This is a genomic window from Amycolatopsis sp. M39, from assembly GCF_001651785.1.
Taxonomy (GTDB): Bacteria; Actinomycetota; Actinomycetes; order Mycobacteriales; family Pseudonocardiaceae; genus Amycolatopsis; species Amycolatopsis rubida.
This window is the reverse complement of sequence record NZ_LWSF01000002.1, coordinates 498,322-512,548: the sequence shown is the minus strand read 5'-3', so window position 1 is coordinate 512,548 and position 14,227 is coordinate 498,322. Positions and strand designations below refer to the sequence as shown.

The 14,227-nt window shown below is 69.4% G+C and carries 13 protein-coding genes; 5 read left to right on the top strand and 8 right to left on the bottom strand.

The genetic code is table 11. The annotated features are described in order from the left end of the window. Positions 1-21: 21 nt before the first annotated feature. From A4R44_RS07190 to A4R44_RS07180, 3 genes are read right to left on the bottom strand one after another with little or no spacing between them, the layout of a single operon-like run. Complete coding sequence (locus A4R44_RS07190) at positions 22-846, bottom strand: YceI family protein (protein ID WP_067577490.1); 825 nt, start codon at positions 844-846, stop codon at positions 22-24. Beyond that, positions 843-3,461 (bottom strand): MFS transporter, encoded by a 2,619-nt coding sequence (locus A4R44_RS07185; RefSeq protein WP_067577488.1) that lies wholly within the window; start codon positions 3,459-3,461, stop codon positions 843-845. The genes A4R44_RS07190 and A4R44_RS07185 overlap by 4 nt, the downstream gene beginning before the upstream one ends. After that, on the bottom strand, positions 3,458-3,985 hold the full coding sequence (locus A4R44_RS07180; RefSeq protein ID WP_067577486.1) for a MarR family winged helix-turn-helix transcriptional regulator: 528 nt from the start codon (positions 3,983-3,985) through the stop codon (positions 3,458-3,460). Before A4R44_RS07180 ends, A4R44_RS07185 begins: the two co-directional genes overlap by 4 nt. A gap of 251 nt (positions 3,986-4,236) precedes the next feature. On the opposite strand from A4R44_RS07180, the gene A4R44_RS07175 reads away from it, so the two are divergent. After that, on the top strand, positions 4,237-4,662 hold the full coding sequence (locus tag A4R44_RS07175; protein WP_067577484.1) for a PPOX class F420-dependent oxidoreductase: 426 nt from the start codon (positions 4,237-4,239) through the stop codon (positions 4,660-4,662). A gap of 34 nt (positions 4,663-4,696) precedes the next feature. On the opposite strand, the gene A4R44_RS07170 is transcribed toward A4R44_RS07175, so the two are convergent. Next, positions 4,697-5,308, bottom strand: coding sequence for a TetR/AcrR family transcriptional regulator (locus A4R44_RS07170; protein ID WP_067577481.1), 612 nt, complete (start codon positions 5,306-5,308; stop codon positions 4,697-4,699). Positions 5,309-5,397: 89 nt separating this feature from the next. Here A4R44_RS07170 and A4R44_RS07165 point away from each other — a divergent pair, with 89 nt between their 5' ends. Further along, a complete protein-coding gene (locus tag A4R44_RS07165) occupies positions 5,398-6,912 on the top strand; it encodes an MFS transporter (RefSeq protein ID WP_067577479.1) in 1,515 nt (504 codons plus the stop codon). A gap of 895 nt (positions 6,913-7,807) precedes the next feature. Here A4R44_RS07165 and A4R44_RS07160 read toward each other — a convergent pair. Beyond that, the gene (locus tag A4R44_RS07160; protein ID WP_067578106.1) at positions 7,808-8,383 is read right to left on the bottom strand and encodes a TetR/AcrR family transcriptional regulator; all 576 of its coding nucleotides are present in this window, start codon (positions 8,381-8,383) and stop codon (positions 7,808-7,810) included. 90 nt (positions 8,384-8,473) lie between these two features. Here A4R44_RS07160 and A4R44_RS07155 point away from each other — a divergent pair, with 90 nt between their 5' ends. The 3 genes from A4R44_RS07155 (at position 8,474) to A4R44_RS07145 (ending at position 11,456) form a co-directional block, all read left to right on the top strand. Further along, the gene (locus A4R44_RS07155; RefSeq protein ID WP_067577477.1) at positions 8,474-9,355 is read left to right on the top strand and encodes an SDR family oxidoreductase; all 882 of its coding nucleotides are present in this window, start codon (positions 8,474-8,476) and stop codon (positions 9,353-9,355) included. A 74-nt stretch (positions 9,356-9,429) separates the two neighbouring features. Further along, the gene (locus A4R44_RS07150) at positions 9,430-10,011 is read left to right on the top strand and encodes a bifunctional 2-polyprenyl-6-hydroxyphenol methylase/3-demethylubiquinol 3-O-methyltransferase UbiG (RefSeq protein ID WP_067577475.1); all 582 of its coding nucleotides are present in this window, start codon (positions 9,430-9,432) and stop codon (positions 10,009-10,011) included. A gap of 50 nt (positions 10,012-10,061) precedes the next feature. Further along, entirely contained in the window at positions 10,062-11,456 is a 1,395-nt protein-coding gene (locus tag A4R44_RS07145; RefSeq protein ID WP_067577473.1) for an FAD-binding oxidoreductase, read from the top strand. A 62-nt stretch (positions 11,457-11,518) separates the two neighbouring features. Here the strand turns inward: A4R44_RS07145 and A4R44_RS07140 are convergent, their stop codons facing one another. From A4R44_RS07140 to nagA, 3 genes are all read right to left on the bottom strand, one after another. After that, the gene (locus A4R44_RS07140; protein ID WP_067577471.1) at positions 11,519-12,223 is read right to left on the bottom strand and encodes a DedA family protein; all 705 of its coding nucleotides are present in this window, start codon (positions 12,221-12,223) and stop codon (positions 11,519-11,521) included. Positions 12,224-12,363: 140 nt separating this feature from the next. Beyond that, complete coding sequence (locus A4R44_RS07135) at positions 12,364-12,963, bottom strand: hypothetical protein (RefSeq protein ID WP_067577470.1); 600 nt, start codon at positions 12,961-12,963, stop codon at positions 12,364-12,366. 32 nt (positions 12,964-12,995) lie between these two features. Beyond that, positions 12,996-14,186: an N-acetylglucosamine-6-phosphate deacetylase gene (gene nagA, locus A4R44_RS07130; RefSeq protein WP_067577468.1), complete on the bottom strand. Its 1,191-nt coding sequence runs from the start codon at positions 14,184-14,186 to the stop codon at positions 12,996-12,998. Positions 14,187-14,227 lie beyond the last annotated feature (41 nt).

Sequence of the window (14,227 nt, the reverse complement as noted above, 5' to 3'; positions counted from 1 at the left end):
GGCGGCCGGTCGCGGTTTTCTCTAGAACTGCGGCAGGGACTCGCCCTGCACCGCCTCGATGTCCAGCTCCACCTTGACGGTCGTGCCGATCGCGGCCACGCCCGCCCGCACCATCGCGCTGTAGTTGATCGCGAAATCGTTGCGGTGCAATTGCGTTTCGGCGTGGAACGCGGCACGCACGCCGCCCCACGGGTCCGGGCCGTGCCCGGTGTAGCGCAGGTCGAGCGTGACGTCGCGGCGTTCGCCGTGCAGCGTCAGCACGCCGCGCAGCGCCCAGTTGTCCGTGCCGAGCTGGGAAAGCCCGGTGCTTTCGAACGTGATGAGCGGATACGCGTCGACGTCGAGGAATTCGGCCGAGCGCAGGTGGTCGTCCCGCATCTTGATGCCGCTTTCGATGCTGCCCGCCTTGATCTCGGCGTGCACGCTCGACCGCTCGATCGGCCGGGCGACCTCGATCCGCCCGGCCACGTCCGGGAACCGCACCTTGATGCTCGCGATGCCCATGTGCCGCGCGGTGGCGACCACTGACGAGTGCATCGGGTCGATCGTCCACGGACCCTCCGGCGGCAGCTCGACCGCGCCGGAGACCGGCACGAGCGCGATGTCGCCGAGCAACCCGGCCCCGTCGGAGCCGATCTGCACGGTGCGGGCCAACGGCGTGTACCCCGGCGCGGTGATCACGGCGGTGTAGACGCCCGGGGGCAGCGGGTCAGTGACCACTGCCCCCTTCGCGTCCGTGACCTGCCGCGCGACCTGTCGTCCGTTCAAGTCGGTGACCGTGAGCACCGCGTTCTCGACCGGCCATCCGCCGTTCGAGCGCAGCTGTGCGCGCAGGCCCCCGCTCATGACCGATCGACCAGCTCGTCGAGCGCCTGGTCGTAGCTCAGCCGCACGTCGTGCTGGGCTTCGCCGTCGTTCAGCGTCACCTGGCTGGTGGCGGGCGGGTAGCCGCTGGCCACGACCGTGTAGGAGCCGATCGGCAGATCGCTGACCACGTAGCGGCCCTCGCTGTCAGTGCGGGCCACCGCCGCGACGTTGCCGTTCGCGTCGAGCACGGTGATCCGCGCGTCCGGCACGATCCGGTCGCCCTCGGTACGCGCGACGCCCTGGAGCAGCACCGCGCCGGCGAGTTCGACGTCGTGGCGCAGCACGCCGCTGTCCGGCACCGTCAGCGTGACCGCGACCGGGCGGTAGTGCGGGCCGCTCGCGACCAGCGTGTACTGCCCGGCGCCGACGCCGCTGAAGGTGTAGACGCCGTCCTCAGCGGTGATGAACGCGCCGTTGACCTCGCCGCGCGAGTCGGTCAGCGTGACCGTCGCGTTCGCCAGCGGGGTCGCGGTGCCGATCGAACGGACCACCCCGGTCAGCTCGCCGGAACCGGTGAGCGTGACGTCCAGGTTCGCCGGGTGCCCGCCGACCACCACGCTGGAGGCCTGCGGCTGGTGTCCGGGAGCGGACACGATCAGCACGTACGTTCCCGGACCCTGGGTCGGGATCGAGTAGCTGCCGTCGCCGTTGCCGGTCGCCCGCGCCACCTGACGGCCCTGCTGGTCGATCAGGGTCAGCGCGGCCGCGCTCACGTGGCTGCCGTCCTGACGGCGCACGTGGCCGGTGACCGGGACGCCGCCGGTGGACGTGCCGAATTCGGTGTCGGCCACCGAGTTGGTGATCGGCATCGGCCGGGCATCCGCCACCGCCTGCGCGTCGCCGTGGCCGTTGGTCAGGGCGTGCCTGCCACCGGCTCCGACGAGCATCGGCTCCTTCGGGGCCTCCTCGAACAGCGAACCCGTCTTGATCTCGGCGGTGTCGTCCGCGGCCGGAACCGGCTCGTCCAGGTCTTCCAGCAGCGCCTCGCCGCCCTCGACCGCGGCGGCGGCCGGGTTCATGCCCGCCAGCGGGATCTCCTTCATGAACAGCAGCACCAGCGTGGCCAGCAGGGCGACACCGCCCGCGACCCAGAACACCGTGGTGATGGACTCGGTGAAGCCGATCAGGATCGGCGTGCGCACCGCTTCCGGCAGCGTCTGGATGACGCTCGTGTTGCTCGACAGATCGCCCAGCTGACCGCCCGCGCCCGGAGGCATGTGGCCGCCGAACGCCTTGCTGATGTTGCCCGGCAGCACGTTGAACAGAATCGTCAGGAACACCGCGACACCGGCGGTACCGCCGATCTGGCGGAAGAACGTGGCCGACGCGGTCGACACGCCCATGTCCTTGCGCGGGCCCGCGTTCTGCACCGCGATGATCAGTGTCTGCATGCACTGGCCCAGGCCGAGGCCGATGATCAGCGCGGCCACCAGCGGGTGCCAGATCGGGGTGTCGTACTTGACCATGGCGAAGAAGAACGCGCCCGCGGCGATCAGGATCGTGCCGATGACCGGGAAGATCTTGTAGCGCCCGGTCTTCGAGGTGATCCGGCCGGAGATGATCGAGCTGGACATGATGCCGACCATCAGCGGCAGCATCAGCAGACCCGATTCGGTCGGCGTGTAGCCCTGCACGACCTGCAGGTACTGCGGGATCATCGTGATCGCGCCGAACATCGCCACACCGACGATCACGCCGCCGATGATGGCCACGGTGAAGGTCGAGTTCTTGAACAGCCGCAGCGGGATCAGCGCGGCGTCCTTCATCAGTTTTTCGACGACGATGAACAGCACGACGCCGACGCCGCCGATGATGTACATCCAGATCGACTTCTGGTCGCCCCAGCCCCACTTCTGGCCCTGTTCGGCGACGATCAGGAACGGCACCACGGCGATGACCATGGTGAGCGCGCCCCACCAGTCGATCTTGTGGTCATGACGGTTGTGCGGGACGTTCAGCACCTTCGCGACGACGAACAGCGCGATGATGCCGATCGGCACGTTGATCAGGAAGACCCAGCGCCAGCCGTGCAGGCCGGCCAGGCTGTCGAAGCCGGCGAAGAAGCCGCCGAGCACCGGGCCGAGCACGGTCGAAATGCCGAACACGGCGAGGAAGTAGCCCTGGTACCGCGGGCGTTCCCGCGGCGGGACGACGTCGCCGATGATCGTCATGGCCAGCGACATCAGACCGCCTGCGCCGAGACCCTGCACCGCGCGGAACGCGGCCAGTTCGTACATCGACGTCGAGAACGACGCGGCCGCCGAACCGGCGACGAAGATCGCGATCGCGGCGAGGTAGAACGGCTTGCGGCCGTAGATGTCGGAGAGCTTGCCGTAGATCGGCGTGGCGATCGTCGAGGTGATCAGGTACGCCGTGGTCGCCCACGCCTGCAGGTCGAAGCCGTGCAGGTCGTTGGCGATCCGGACGATCGAGGTGCCCACGATCGTCTGGTCGAGCGCGGCGAGGAACATGCCGCACATCAGGCCGCTGATGATCGTGACGATCTGGCGGTGGGTCAGCCCCATGGCGCCGTCGCTGTGGCCAGCGGGCGCGCCCCCTTGCGGCTGAGGTTGTTTTTCAACGGTGGACGTCATGCGTTCGAGGCCCCCTTGGCCTGTGCCGTCGCCGCGGTGTCGGACAGCGACGGATTGTTCTTTTCGATACCTGTGTTGAGCCGCGCGAGAAGCTCGTTGAGCGTCTCGCGCTCCTCCTGGCTCCAATCGCCGAGTACATCGGCCAGCCACCGGGCGCGGTGCTTGCGGTTTTCGTCGAAGACGCGGATGCCTTCGGCGGTCGGCGCGAGCAGGCAGGCGCGGCCGTCCTCGGGGTCGGCCTGCCGTTCGACGAGTCCGTGCTGCACGAGCGAGCTGGACTGCCTGCTGATCGTGGAGATCTCGGAATGCAGGAACTCGGCCAGCTTGCTGGTGCGTTGCGGGCCTTCGTGGACGAGGCAGAAGAGGATCGCGTACGCGGCCCTCTCGATCCCGTCCGGCCCGTGTTTGGCGACCTGGGACTTCGCCTTGGTGATCAAGCGCATGAACCGGACCAGCTCGTGCCCGAGCTGGTCGGCAAGGTCGAGGTCGGCCTCTGGCCTGACGGCGGAGTTCTGAGGTGCCATGTGGGTCTTCCTTGGGGTGGAGCAAACCATTGGTTGGCGACTGCAACTAGTTGCCTTAAGCAAGAGTGTGCCCGTACGGCGTATTTCGCAAGCGGCCGACCCCTGGTTGTGTCACAAGACACTTTAGTTGCCGCATGCAAGCAGATTTCAACCGGAGGGGTATCGTCCGGTTTCTCCCGATATGGGGACGCCGCTGGTCACTAGGGGTTTCGGGCGGGAACAGATCCCTTGCGCCGGGGTTACATAGAGGTATGACTGACGACACAGCGCTCTACGACCTCATCGCGGCGGGCAAGCAGGGGGTCCTGGCAACCCTGAAACGGGACGGCCGTCCGCAGCTGTCGACGGTGACGCATTACTTCGATCGTGACGCCCGCCAGTTGCAGGTGTCGATCACGGACGCGCGTGCGAAGACGAAGAACATGCGCCGGGATCCGCGGGTGAGCTACCACGTGGCGTCGTCGAACGGGTGGTCGTACGCGGTGGCAGAGGGGCGCGCGGTGCTGTCGCCGGTCGCTTCGGCGCCGGACGACGAGGCGGTGGAGGCGCTGATCGCGCTGTATCGCAAGGTGTCGGGCGAGCATCCCGACTGGGCGGAGTACCGCGCGGCGATGGTGGCGGATCGGCGGCTGGTGCTGACGGTGGAGATCGAGCGGGTCTACGGACTGGCCCGCTGAGGTCTCGGCTGGGTTTGCGGTACGTGCGGGGAAATCAGAGATCTCCCGGGTTCCCCTCACGTACCTGAAGCCGGGCGCCGCTGAGGTGTCCCGCCGCGACCGTCGCCTTGGCCGGTGCCCCGGCCTCGATCCGGTCCGCGATTTCCTCGATCTGTTCCAGCAGGCTGCCGGTCACCTCTTCGCCCAGTGCCGCGCGCATGTAGAGACCCTCGCCGACCAGCATCACCAGCTCCGCCGTCACCGGGTCCTCGACGTGCTCCAGCATCAGCTCGCGGGTGCGCTCGGTGCAGCGCCGCGACACCTCCGCCGCGATCGGGTCGTTGAGGACCAGGCGGAGCGCGGCCATCGTCGTGCGGTGCAGCGCCAGGTCGCGGGTGACGTCGGTGATCGACGAGCGCAGGTAGTGCCGGACCACGCCCTCGGGAGCGCTCCGCGCGCGTTCGAGGTCATCGTCGGTCAGCCGCTCCAGCCGTTCGAGCAGGCCGTCGCGCAGCGCGTCCTTCGAGCCGAAGTGGTAGAGCAAGCCGCCCTTGGACACCCCGGCGTGCGCCGCGACCGCGTCGAGCGTGATCTCGGCCGGGCCGCGGTCGGCGAGGATGACCTCGTACGAACCGAGGATGCGTTCACGTGCTGAAGGTTTAGCCATCACCTTGACTGTACCGTCCGGACGGTTTATCTTCTACCTCAGGAACGAAACTGTACCGTCTGGACGGTACAAGGAAGGAAGAGTGCGCCATGGTGCGGCGCGGAGGCCAGTGGTGGGCTTTGGCGGTTCTGGTGCTGCCGGTCCTGTTGATCAGCGTGGACACGACAGTCCTGGGGTTCGCCCTGCCCTATCTCAGCGAGGATCTCGCGCCCACGGGCGCGGAACAGCTGTGGATCGTCGACGTCTACTCGTTCGTCCTGGCCGGATTGCTGGTCTTCATGGGCACGCTGGGCGACCGGATCGGCAGGCGGCGGCTGCTGCTCATCGGCGGTGCCGCGTTCGGTGCGGCCTCGGTGCTGGCGGCGTTCGCCACGTCGCCGCTGATGCTGATCGTTGCGCGGGCGCTGCTGGGCGTCGGCGGCGCGACGTTGATGCCGTCCACGCTGTCGCTGATCCGCAGCATCTTCACCGAGGACCGCACGCGGCGCACCGCGGTCGCGATCTGGAGCGCGGCGTTCTCCGGCGGGATGGCGGTCGGCCCGGTCGTCGGCGGCTGGCTGCTTGAGCACTTCTGGTGGGGTTCGGTCTTCCTGATCAACGTGCCGGTGATGGTGCTGCTGCTCGTGGCGGGCCCGTTGCTGCTGCCGGAGTTCCGCGATCCGAACCCGGGCCGCTTCGACCCGTGGTCGGCGCTGCTGTCGCTCGGCACGATGCTGCCGGTCGTCTACGGCGTGAAGGTCGCCGCGACGGAAGGGCTGACCTGGCCGGCCGGTGCCGCGATGGTGCTCGGCCTCGCGCTGGGCGCGGCGTTCGTGCGCCGGCAGCGGCGGCTCGACCAGCCGATGCTGGACCTCGGGTTGTTCGCCAACCGCAGGTTCGCCGGGTCGGTGATCACGAACCTGCTGGGCGTGTTCGCGCTGGTCGGGCTGCTGTTTCTGCTGCCGCAGTACCTGCAGCTGGTCCTCGGCCTGAAGCCGCTGGTCGCGGCACTGTGGATGCTGCCCGCGACGGTCGCCGGCGTCGTCGGCGCCCTCGCCGCCGCCTGGCTCGCCCGCCGAGTCCGGGTGCCGGTCCTGATCAGCCTGGGCCTGCTGTTCGGCGCGGCCGGCTTCCTGGTCCTGACCACCATCGGAGCCGACGCCGGACTGGCCGCGGTCGTAGTCGCGTTCGTCCTGGTCGGCGGCGGGGTGGCCCTGTCGGAAACCCTGACGAACGACCTCGTGATCTCCGCCGCCCCGGTCAACCGCGCCGGTGCCGCGTCGGCGATCTCGGAAACGGGCTACGAACTGGGCGGCGCACTCGGCACGGCCCTGCTGGGCAGCCTCGCCACGGCGGTCTACCAGTCAGGCCTGCCAGCCACCGCGCCCGCCGCAGCCCACGACACCCTGGGCGGCGCGGTGGCCACCGCGCACTCCCTGCCCGTCGCCGAGGGTGCGGAGCTGCTGAGCGCCGCCCGAGAATCCTTCGTGACGGCACTGCACACGAGCGCGTGGGTGGGTGCCGCGATCCTCGTGTACACGGCGCTGCAGGCGTACTTCCTGTTGGGTCGTCGGCGAAACCGCCTGAAGAAAGCCCAACCGGAGGAGCCCGCGATGTCTGCGTGATTCGGTCCCTGTCAGGCAGGTGAGCACAAACCACCTGCCTGACGGGCGGCGCAGTTTCGGTTGCTGGGCAAGGGAATGCTTCAGACCGAACGGCTATCCGCCAACGCGGGTGCCACCCGGCCGAGGAGGCGCGGGCGGGTGGATTCGCTGGCACTGCTCGGATCTCGCTTGGTCAGTCCAGCCAAGCGCTTGCCGCGCAGGGCTCTTCCAGATACTCCGCTGGCTCGTCGTCGTCTTCGTGGCCGCTCTCGGGCGATGCGGGGTTGCCGCGTGTGTCGGTCAGGGCCCCCGGTTCGCTGGCGAGGGCGGTCGGTNCGGCGATGCGGGGTTGCCGCGTGTGTCGGTCAGGGCCCCCGGTTCGCTGGCGAGGGCGGTCGGTCCAAGGCGGGCGGGATTGGGCTGGGTTCGGCTCCCGTCTGGTCCGCCCCGTGAAATGCTTGCCGCCCGAAGCTCCCTCCAGCGCTGCGACCGGAACTCCGCTGGGGCACCGTCGCCTTTGCAGCCGCTCCCCGGCGATGCGGGGTTGCCGCGTGTGTCGGTCAGGGCCCCCGGTTCGCTGGCGAGGGCGGTCGGCCTAAGGCGGGCGGGATTAGGCTGGGTTCGGCTCTTGCCTGGTCCGCCCCGTGAAGCTTCCCCTGTGCTGCGACCGGAACTCCGCTGGCTCGTCGTCTCCGTGGCGATGCGGGATTGCCGCGCTTGACGGTCCGCGCTTCCGGGTGCACTGGCGAGCGCGGCGGATGCCGTCCAGCTCAAGGCGTGCGGGAGCGGCTGCTGGCGCGGGCGGTTCGGCTATTCCTTGATGGTGCAAGCTCCCGCTGGTGAGGGTCGAGGTCTCTTGTCCGGCCCGGATCCCGTCCGGCCCAAGGCGTGCGGGAGCGGACGGGCTCCCGTCTGTTCAGTCCAGCGAAGCACTCGCCGCCCGAAGCTCCTCCAGCGCTGCCACCAGAAACTCTGCCGGATCGACATCCCCGCGATCGCTCTCCGACCATTCGAAATACCCCCGCTTGAAAGCCAGCACCCCCAACTCGCTAGCGAGCGCCGCAGTCGCATCGGGCAGCCCCCGAGCGGTCAGGGCCGCAGTCATCGCGGCAGCGAGGCCGACGCTCTTCAACGCGTCCCGCTCCTGGAGTTCCGTACTGGCCGCAACGGCAGCCTTCAGCCGAGGGGCGAGTTCCCGGTTCATCGGGCCCATCGCGGTCGCAGCGCGGCGCAGGCCGCCGGCGACGGCTTCCAGCGGGCTGGCGTCAGCGGGAGCGTCGGCGATTCCTTCCGCGAGCAGTCGGCTCAGCGTTTCCTGACCGGCCACCAGCAGTTCCCGCTTGTCCGGGAAGTGCCGGAAGAACGTGCTCTTGGTGACGCCGGCGCGCTCAGCGATCTGCGCGACCGTCGTGGCGTCGTAGCCCTGTTCGGCGAACAGGTCGACGGCCGCTACGACCAGCCGTTCGCGTGCTCCGGGTTCCCATCGGGCCATGAAAACCATCCTATGTGACGAGACCTTTGTCCCGTCACTCTGGTAGTGTCTGACGGGACAAGAGTCCCATCACTGTGAGGGGGAAATCCCATGCGCGTGTTCGTCACCGGAGCGACCGGTTTGATCGGCTCCGCGGTCGTCGCCGAACTGCTGGGCCACGGCCACTCCGTCGTCGCGCTCGTTCGGTCCGACGCCTCCGCCGCGGCGGCCGAGAAAGCGGGGGCTGAGCCGGTGCGGGGTGCACTGGCTGACTTGGATGTCATCCGCGAGGCCGCGGCCAACGCCGATGGGGTGGTTCACCTCGCTTTCGCCAATGCGTTCAGCAGCGACGAAGCCCTCGCGAACGCGGTCGCCGAGGAAACGGCGGCGCTCAAGGCGCAGGCCGAAGCGCTCCTCGGAAGCGATCGGCCGTTGGTCACGGTTTCCGGGACGCCGTATGCGCCGGGTCGCGCGTCGACCGAGGCTGATCCGGTTGCGACCGACGGGCCCGTCGGCGGGAGGGGGCGCACGGTCGCCGAGATTGTGGAGCTTGCGGATCGTGGGGTCCGGACATCCGCGGTACGCATGCCGCGCACGGTGCACAACAACGGGAAGGGCGGGTTTGCCGGTCTGCTGACCACCATCGCCCGGCAAACGGGAGTGTCCGGTTATCCGGGCGACGGCACGCAGCGGTGGCCGGCGGTGCACGCGCTCGACGCGGCGGTTCTCTTCCGGCTTGCTTTGGAAAACGCGGAGCCCGGTACGTCCTGGCACGCGGTCGCCGACGAAGGCGTTCGGGTCGCTGACATCGCGGCGGTGATCGGACGGCGGCTGGGGCTCCCGGTCGAATCGGTGCCGGAGGAGACTTACGGGCCGCTCGGGCCGGTTTTCGCGGCCGACCAGCCCGCGTCCAGTGCGCACACCCAGCAAGTGCTCGGCTGGGCACCGGAACATCCCGGCCTGTTGGCGGACCTGGAGAACCTTCGGGGCTGATGTGCGGTTCCGGCAAAGAACCTTGCCCTCCGGCGCGCTCAGCGGAATCGTGCACGGCGGAGGTGGCAGCGAAAATGGTTCCGTCCGGGGAGACCGCGCAGTTCTGGGAGGACCTCTACCGCAGCCGTGAGCAGGTGTTCAGCGGCGAACCCAACGGGGTGCTCGTCACCGAGGTCGAGGAGCTGCCGCCGGGGCAGGCGTTGGACGTCGGGTGCGGCGAAGGGGCTGATGCGCGGTGGCTGGCCGCGCACGGCTGGCAGGTGACGGCACTCGACATCTCGCGTACCGCGTTGCAGCGGGCGGCCGCGACCAGCTCCGGGATCGCCTGGGTCTGTTCGGATCTGGCCGCGATTCCGGTGCCGGCGAGGGCGTTCGACCTGGTCAGCGTTCAGTATTTCCCGCTTCGCGAAGCCGACGGGGTGCTGCGGAAGCTGCTCGACGCCGTCGCGCCCGGCGGGACGTTTCTCTTCGCCAGCCACGATCCTCGGGAGCTGTCGCCGGAGCATGCCGGTTACTGCCAGGCTGACGACATCGCGCGGGCTCTCGGCGACGAGTGGACCGTCGTCGTCAACGAGAGCCGGCCGCGGGTGATGCCAGCTCCACCGGGCACCACGCACACCCGTGACACTGTGCTTCGCGCGCAGCGGACCAGCTAATATCGGAATTAATATTCCACACTGCGGAGATTCCGGTTTACCATGCGGAGATGAGCAACGACGCCCTCCTCCAGCGGCTTCGGGACGACCTCGGCCCGGCCGCGGTGCTCACCGACGCTGACGTCACCGATGCCTACGCGCGCGACATGATGCCGCTCGCTCCCTCGGGAAAACCGTTGGCGGTGGTGCTTCCGGCGGATACCGCAGGAGTGCAGGCGACTGTCCGGGCTTGTGCCGAAGCGAGAGTCCCCATCGTGCCGCGCGGGGCGGGCAGCGGGCTTTCCGGCGCGGCCAACGCCATCGACGGCTGTGTCGTGCTTTCGCTCGTGAAACTGAACGAGATCGTCGAGGTCGACGCGGGCAACCGGCTCGCCGTCGTGCAGCCGGGCGTGGTCAACCTCGACTTCCGGTCCGCCGTCGAGAAGCACGGCCTGTTCTATCCGCCCGACCCCTCCAGCTACGACTGGTGCACCATCGGCGGCAACCTCTCCACCAACGCAGGCGGCCTCTGCTGCGTGAAATACGGCGTGACCACCGATTCGGTGCTCGGCCTTGAGGTCGTGCTCGCGGACGGATCGCTGCTGAAAACCGGCCGCCGCACGGTCAAGGGCGTCGCGGGCTACGACCTCACCAAGCTGTTCATCGGCAGCGAGGGCACGCTCGGCGTCATCACCCAGGCGACCGTCTCGCTGCGGCCCCTTCCGCAGGCCCCGGCCACTTTTGTCGCCGGATTCAACACCACCGAGGCGGCCGGCGAGGCGGTCGCGCGGGCGGTGCGCGAGGGGTTGGTGCCGTCGCTGCTGGAGATCATGGACGCGGCGTCGATCAAGGCCTCCGAGACCTACCTCAACACCGACCTCGGCGCGGGCTCGGACTGCCAGGCGCTGCTGCTCGGCCAGTCCGACGCGGGCGGCGAGGCGGCCCGCCGCGAACTGGCGCTGCTTGAGCAGATCTGCACCGACTGCGGGGCGGACCTGGTCTACGCCACGGACGACCTCGAAGAGGGCAAGATGCTGCTGCAGGCCCGCCGCGTCGTGCTGACCGCGCTGGAGACCTACGGCGTCTGGCTCACCGACGATGTCAGCGTGCCCCGCACCCGGATCGCCGAGCTCATCCGCGGCTGCGAACGGATCAGCGAAAAAGCCGGGCTCAAGATCGCCGTCGTCGGCCACGCCGGGGACGGGAACATGCACCCGACCATCGTGTACGCGCCCGATTCCGAGGACGAGTTCGCGCGCGCCCAGCAGGCGTTCGACGAGATCCTCGACGTCGGCCTGTCGCTCGGCGGCACGGTGACCGGCGAGCACGGCGTCGGCAAGATCAAGCGCGAATGGCTCGCCCGCGAGATCGGCCCGGTCGGGATCCGTGTGCACCGGCAGATCAAACAGGCCCTCGACCCGGAAAACCTCTTCAACCCGGGCTCGATGTTCTCGATGACCGACTGACCCCGGAAACGACGAAGCGGCGTCCGGAACCCCGGACGCCGCTTCGGTCGAATGCGGAAACCTCAGTCGCGCACGCGCGGAATCTGCTGCGTGACGTCGGCCGAATCGTCGGCCGGGCGGTCCTTCTTCTCGCGGCGGCTCTTCAGGTACTCGATGGCGATCGGCACGACCGACACCAGCACGATGAGGACGAAGATCGCGTCGACATTGTCCCGGATGAAGCCGATGTTGCCCAGCAGCGACCCCAGCACGGTGATGCCCGCGGCCCACAGGATGCCGCCGATGACCGTGTAGGTGAAGTAGCGCTTCGGGTCCATCCGGCCGATGCCGGCGATCCAGGTGATGAACGTCCGCACGAACGGCACGAACCGGGCCAGCACGACGGCCTTCGGACCGTGCTTCTCCAGGAACGTGTGCGTCTTGTCGACGTACTCCTGCTTGAAGAACTTGGAGTCCGGCCTGCTGAACAGCTTCGGCCCGGCGAAGTAGCCGAGGTAGTACCCGACGACGTTGCCCAGCAGCGCGGCGACCGTGACCAGCACGCACACCAGCCACAGCGGAGCCTTCAGCGTGCCGTTCGCGATGAACAGGCCCGCGGTGAACAGCAGCGAGTCGCCGGGCAGGACCGGGAAGACGCTGCTCTCGATGAAGATGATCAAGCACAGCACGGCGATCACGGGGGCCGTCAGCCCGTTCAGCAGATGCTGCGGGTCCAGCCACGACGGCAGCAGGGACATGGTGGTCACTGTGTTCTGGGCGAGAATCACACCGAAAACGGTACAGGGTGACTCAGTGTCGCCTCATCGGGCAAGGAATCGCAGGTCATCGGTGTGGGATCGGGGTTAAGAACTCGGCCCCGGAGTGCCTGCCGGAATGGTCGTCCGGGCAAGCGGGCGCGGTGGCGGGCTCAGATCAGCGTCAGCAGGCCGATGACGGACCCGGCGGCGAGGCCGAGCAGCACCGCCAGCAGCAGGACCCAGTGCGCGGGCAGGGGGCCGCTCTGTGCCGCCTGAGCGGGGCGGCGGACGGTCGCGTCGGAGGCCCCGACCGGCGGGATCGAGCCGGTGGTGCCGGGCGAGGTGCCGGCCGCGTCGAGGGCGGCGCGCTCGCGGGCGAGCGAGTCGGCTCCCGCCCCGGACAGCAGACCGTAGTTGGGCGGCAGTTCGGTGGTCGGGCCGGTCTGCGACGGCGCGCCAGTCTGGGCCGAGGCTCCGAACGAGCCGGTTCCGGAGGCCGGAGTGGCGCCGAACGAGCCGGTTCCGGAGGCCGGAGCGGCGCCGAACGAGCCGGTTCCGGAAGCGCCAGGGCCGGAGATGCCGGGACCACCGGCCGCGCTGAACGAGCCCGTGCCGGAAGCGCCGGGCTGGACCGCGCCCGGCGAGCCGGTGCCCGAAGCTTCGGAACCAGCCTGTTCTTCTGCCGGGTTCGCCACGGCGTGCGGAGCGAAGACGGCTTGTGCACGCAGCGCGTCGGCCAGTAACCGTTCCGGGTCTTTCGGCTCGCTCATCCGCTCCGTCCGCCTGTCGAAGTGCTAGCTCGTCACGTGCTCAAGGTAGCCCGGCCCGCCTCGGCCACCCATTCGCCCCGGTGCAGTACCCGGGACGGGCGCAGGTCGTCGTCCAGGATCACGGCGTCCGCGGCGAGGCCGGGGCGCAGTGCGCCGGTGCGGTCGGCGATGCCGAGCAGTTCGGCCGGTCGAGCCGACGTCGCCCGGACGGCGTCCAGTACGTCGAGTTTCGCACCCTTCACCAGGTTGCGGAAGGCGTTGTCCATGGTCAGCGTGCTTCCGGCGAGTGAACCGTTGTCCAGGGTGGCGACGCCGTCGTGGACGTCGACCTCCAGCCTGCCCAGGGTGTAGCGGCCGTCGGCGGCGTCGGTGGCCGACATGGCGTCGGTGATCAGCACCGTCCGGCCGCGGCCCGCGTGCTGCGCGGCCAGCCGCACGACCGTCGGGTGCAGGTGGACCAGGTCGCAGATCAGCTCGACCGTCACGCGCTCGTCGTCGAGCAGCACGCCGACCGGGCCCGGTTCGCGGTGGTGCAGCGGGCGCATGCCGTTGAACAGGTGGGTGGCGACCGTCGCGCCGGCGTCGATGGCCGGAACCAGCTGGTCAGCGACGCCGTCGGTGTGGCCGATCGCGGCGATCACGCCGGACTCGGCGAGCTGCCGGACGGCCTTGACGCCGCCGTTCAGCTCGGGTGCGAGCGTGACCATCCGGATGGAGCCGTGTCCGGCGCGCAGCAGCTTCTCGACGGTGCCGGTGTCCGGTTCACGCAGAGTGTCCGGATCGTGCGCGCCGCAGCGGGCCCGCGAGATGAACGGGCCCTCCAGGTGGATGCCCGCGAGGTCGCCCTCCTGCACGAGTTCGCGCAGCGCGGCGATCTGCTCGGTGAGCAGGTCGATCGGGTCGGAGACCAGGCTCGCGAGCATGGTCGTGGTGCCGTGGCGCCGGTGCGCGCGGACCGCGGTGCGGATCTCGTCCGGGTCGAGCGTCGAGAACGACGCGCCGCCGCCGCCATGGCAGTGGGTGTCCACGAAACCGGGCACGACCAGCGCCCCGGCGACGTCGACCGGCGCGGCATCCGGGCTGCTCGGGGGCGTTCCGGTGCCTACCGCGGCGATCTGCCCGCCGGACACGGCGAGCCAGCCGTCGTCGAGTACGCGGTCCGGGGCCACGACGCGGCCGCCCGTGATGACGAAGTCTCCGGGGTGCTTCACGCGGTCCAGCATATATTGGTCTGGACCAAGGGGGGTCGACCAGCGCGAGATTG

Excerpts from the sequence above, each read along its gene's own strand:
- nagA (WP_067577468.1), bottom strand. The coding sequence starts at position 14,186 with ATGCTGGACCGCGTGAAGCACCCCGGAGACTTCGTCATCACGGGCGGC.
- A4R44_RS07175 (WP_067577484.1), top strand. The coding sequence starts at position 4,237 with ATGACTGACGACACAGCGCTCTACGACCTCATCGCGGCGGGCAAGCAG.
- A4R44_RS07185 (WP_067577488.1), bottom strand. The coding sequence starts at position 3,461 with ATGACGTCCACCGTTGAAAAACAACCTCAGCCGCAAGGGGGCGCGCCC.
- A4R44_RS07180 (WP_067577486.1), bottom strand. The coding sequence starts at position 3,985 with ATGGCACCTCAGAACTCCGCCGTCAGGCCAGAGGCCGACCTCGACCTT.
- A4R44_RS07160 (WP_067578106.1), bottom strand. The coding sequence starts at position 8,383 with ATGGCCCGATGGGAACCCGGAGCACGCGAACGGCTGGTCGTAGCGGCC.
- A4R44_RS07170 (WP_067577481.1), bottom strand. The coding sequence starts at position 5,308 with ATGGCTAAACCTTCAGCACGTGAACGCATCCTCGGTTCGTACGAGGTC.
- A4R44_RS07145 (WP_067577473.1), top strand. The coding sequence starts at position 10,062 with ATGAGCAACGACGCCCTCCTCCAGCGGCTTCGGGACGACCTCGGCCCG.
- A4R44_RS07150 (WP_067577475.1), top strand. The coding sequence starts at position 9,430 with ATGGTTCCGTCCGGGGAGACCGCGCAGTTCTGGGAGGACCTCTACCGC.
- A4R44_RS07155 (WP_067577477.1), top strand. The coding sequence starts at position 8,474 with ATGCGCGTGTTCGTCACCGGAGCGACCGGTTTGATCGGCTCCGCGGTC.
- A4R44_RS07190 (WP_067577490.1), bottom strand. The coding sequence starts at position 846 with ATGAGCGGGGGCCTGCGCGCACAGCTGCGCTCGAACGGCGGATGGCCG.
- A4R44_RS07165 (WP_067577479.1), top strand. The coding sequence starts at position 5,398 with ATGGTGCGGCGCGGAGGCCAGTGGTGGGCTTTGGCGGTTCTGGTGCTG.
- A4R44_RS07135 (WP_067577470.1), bottom strand. The coding sequence starts at position 12,963 with ATGAGCGAGCCGAAAGACCCGGAACGGTTACTGGCCGACGCGCTGCGT.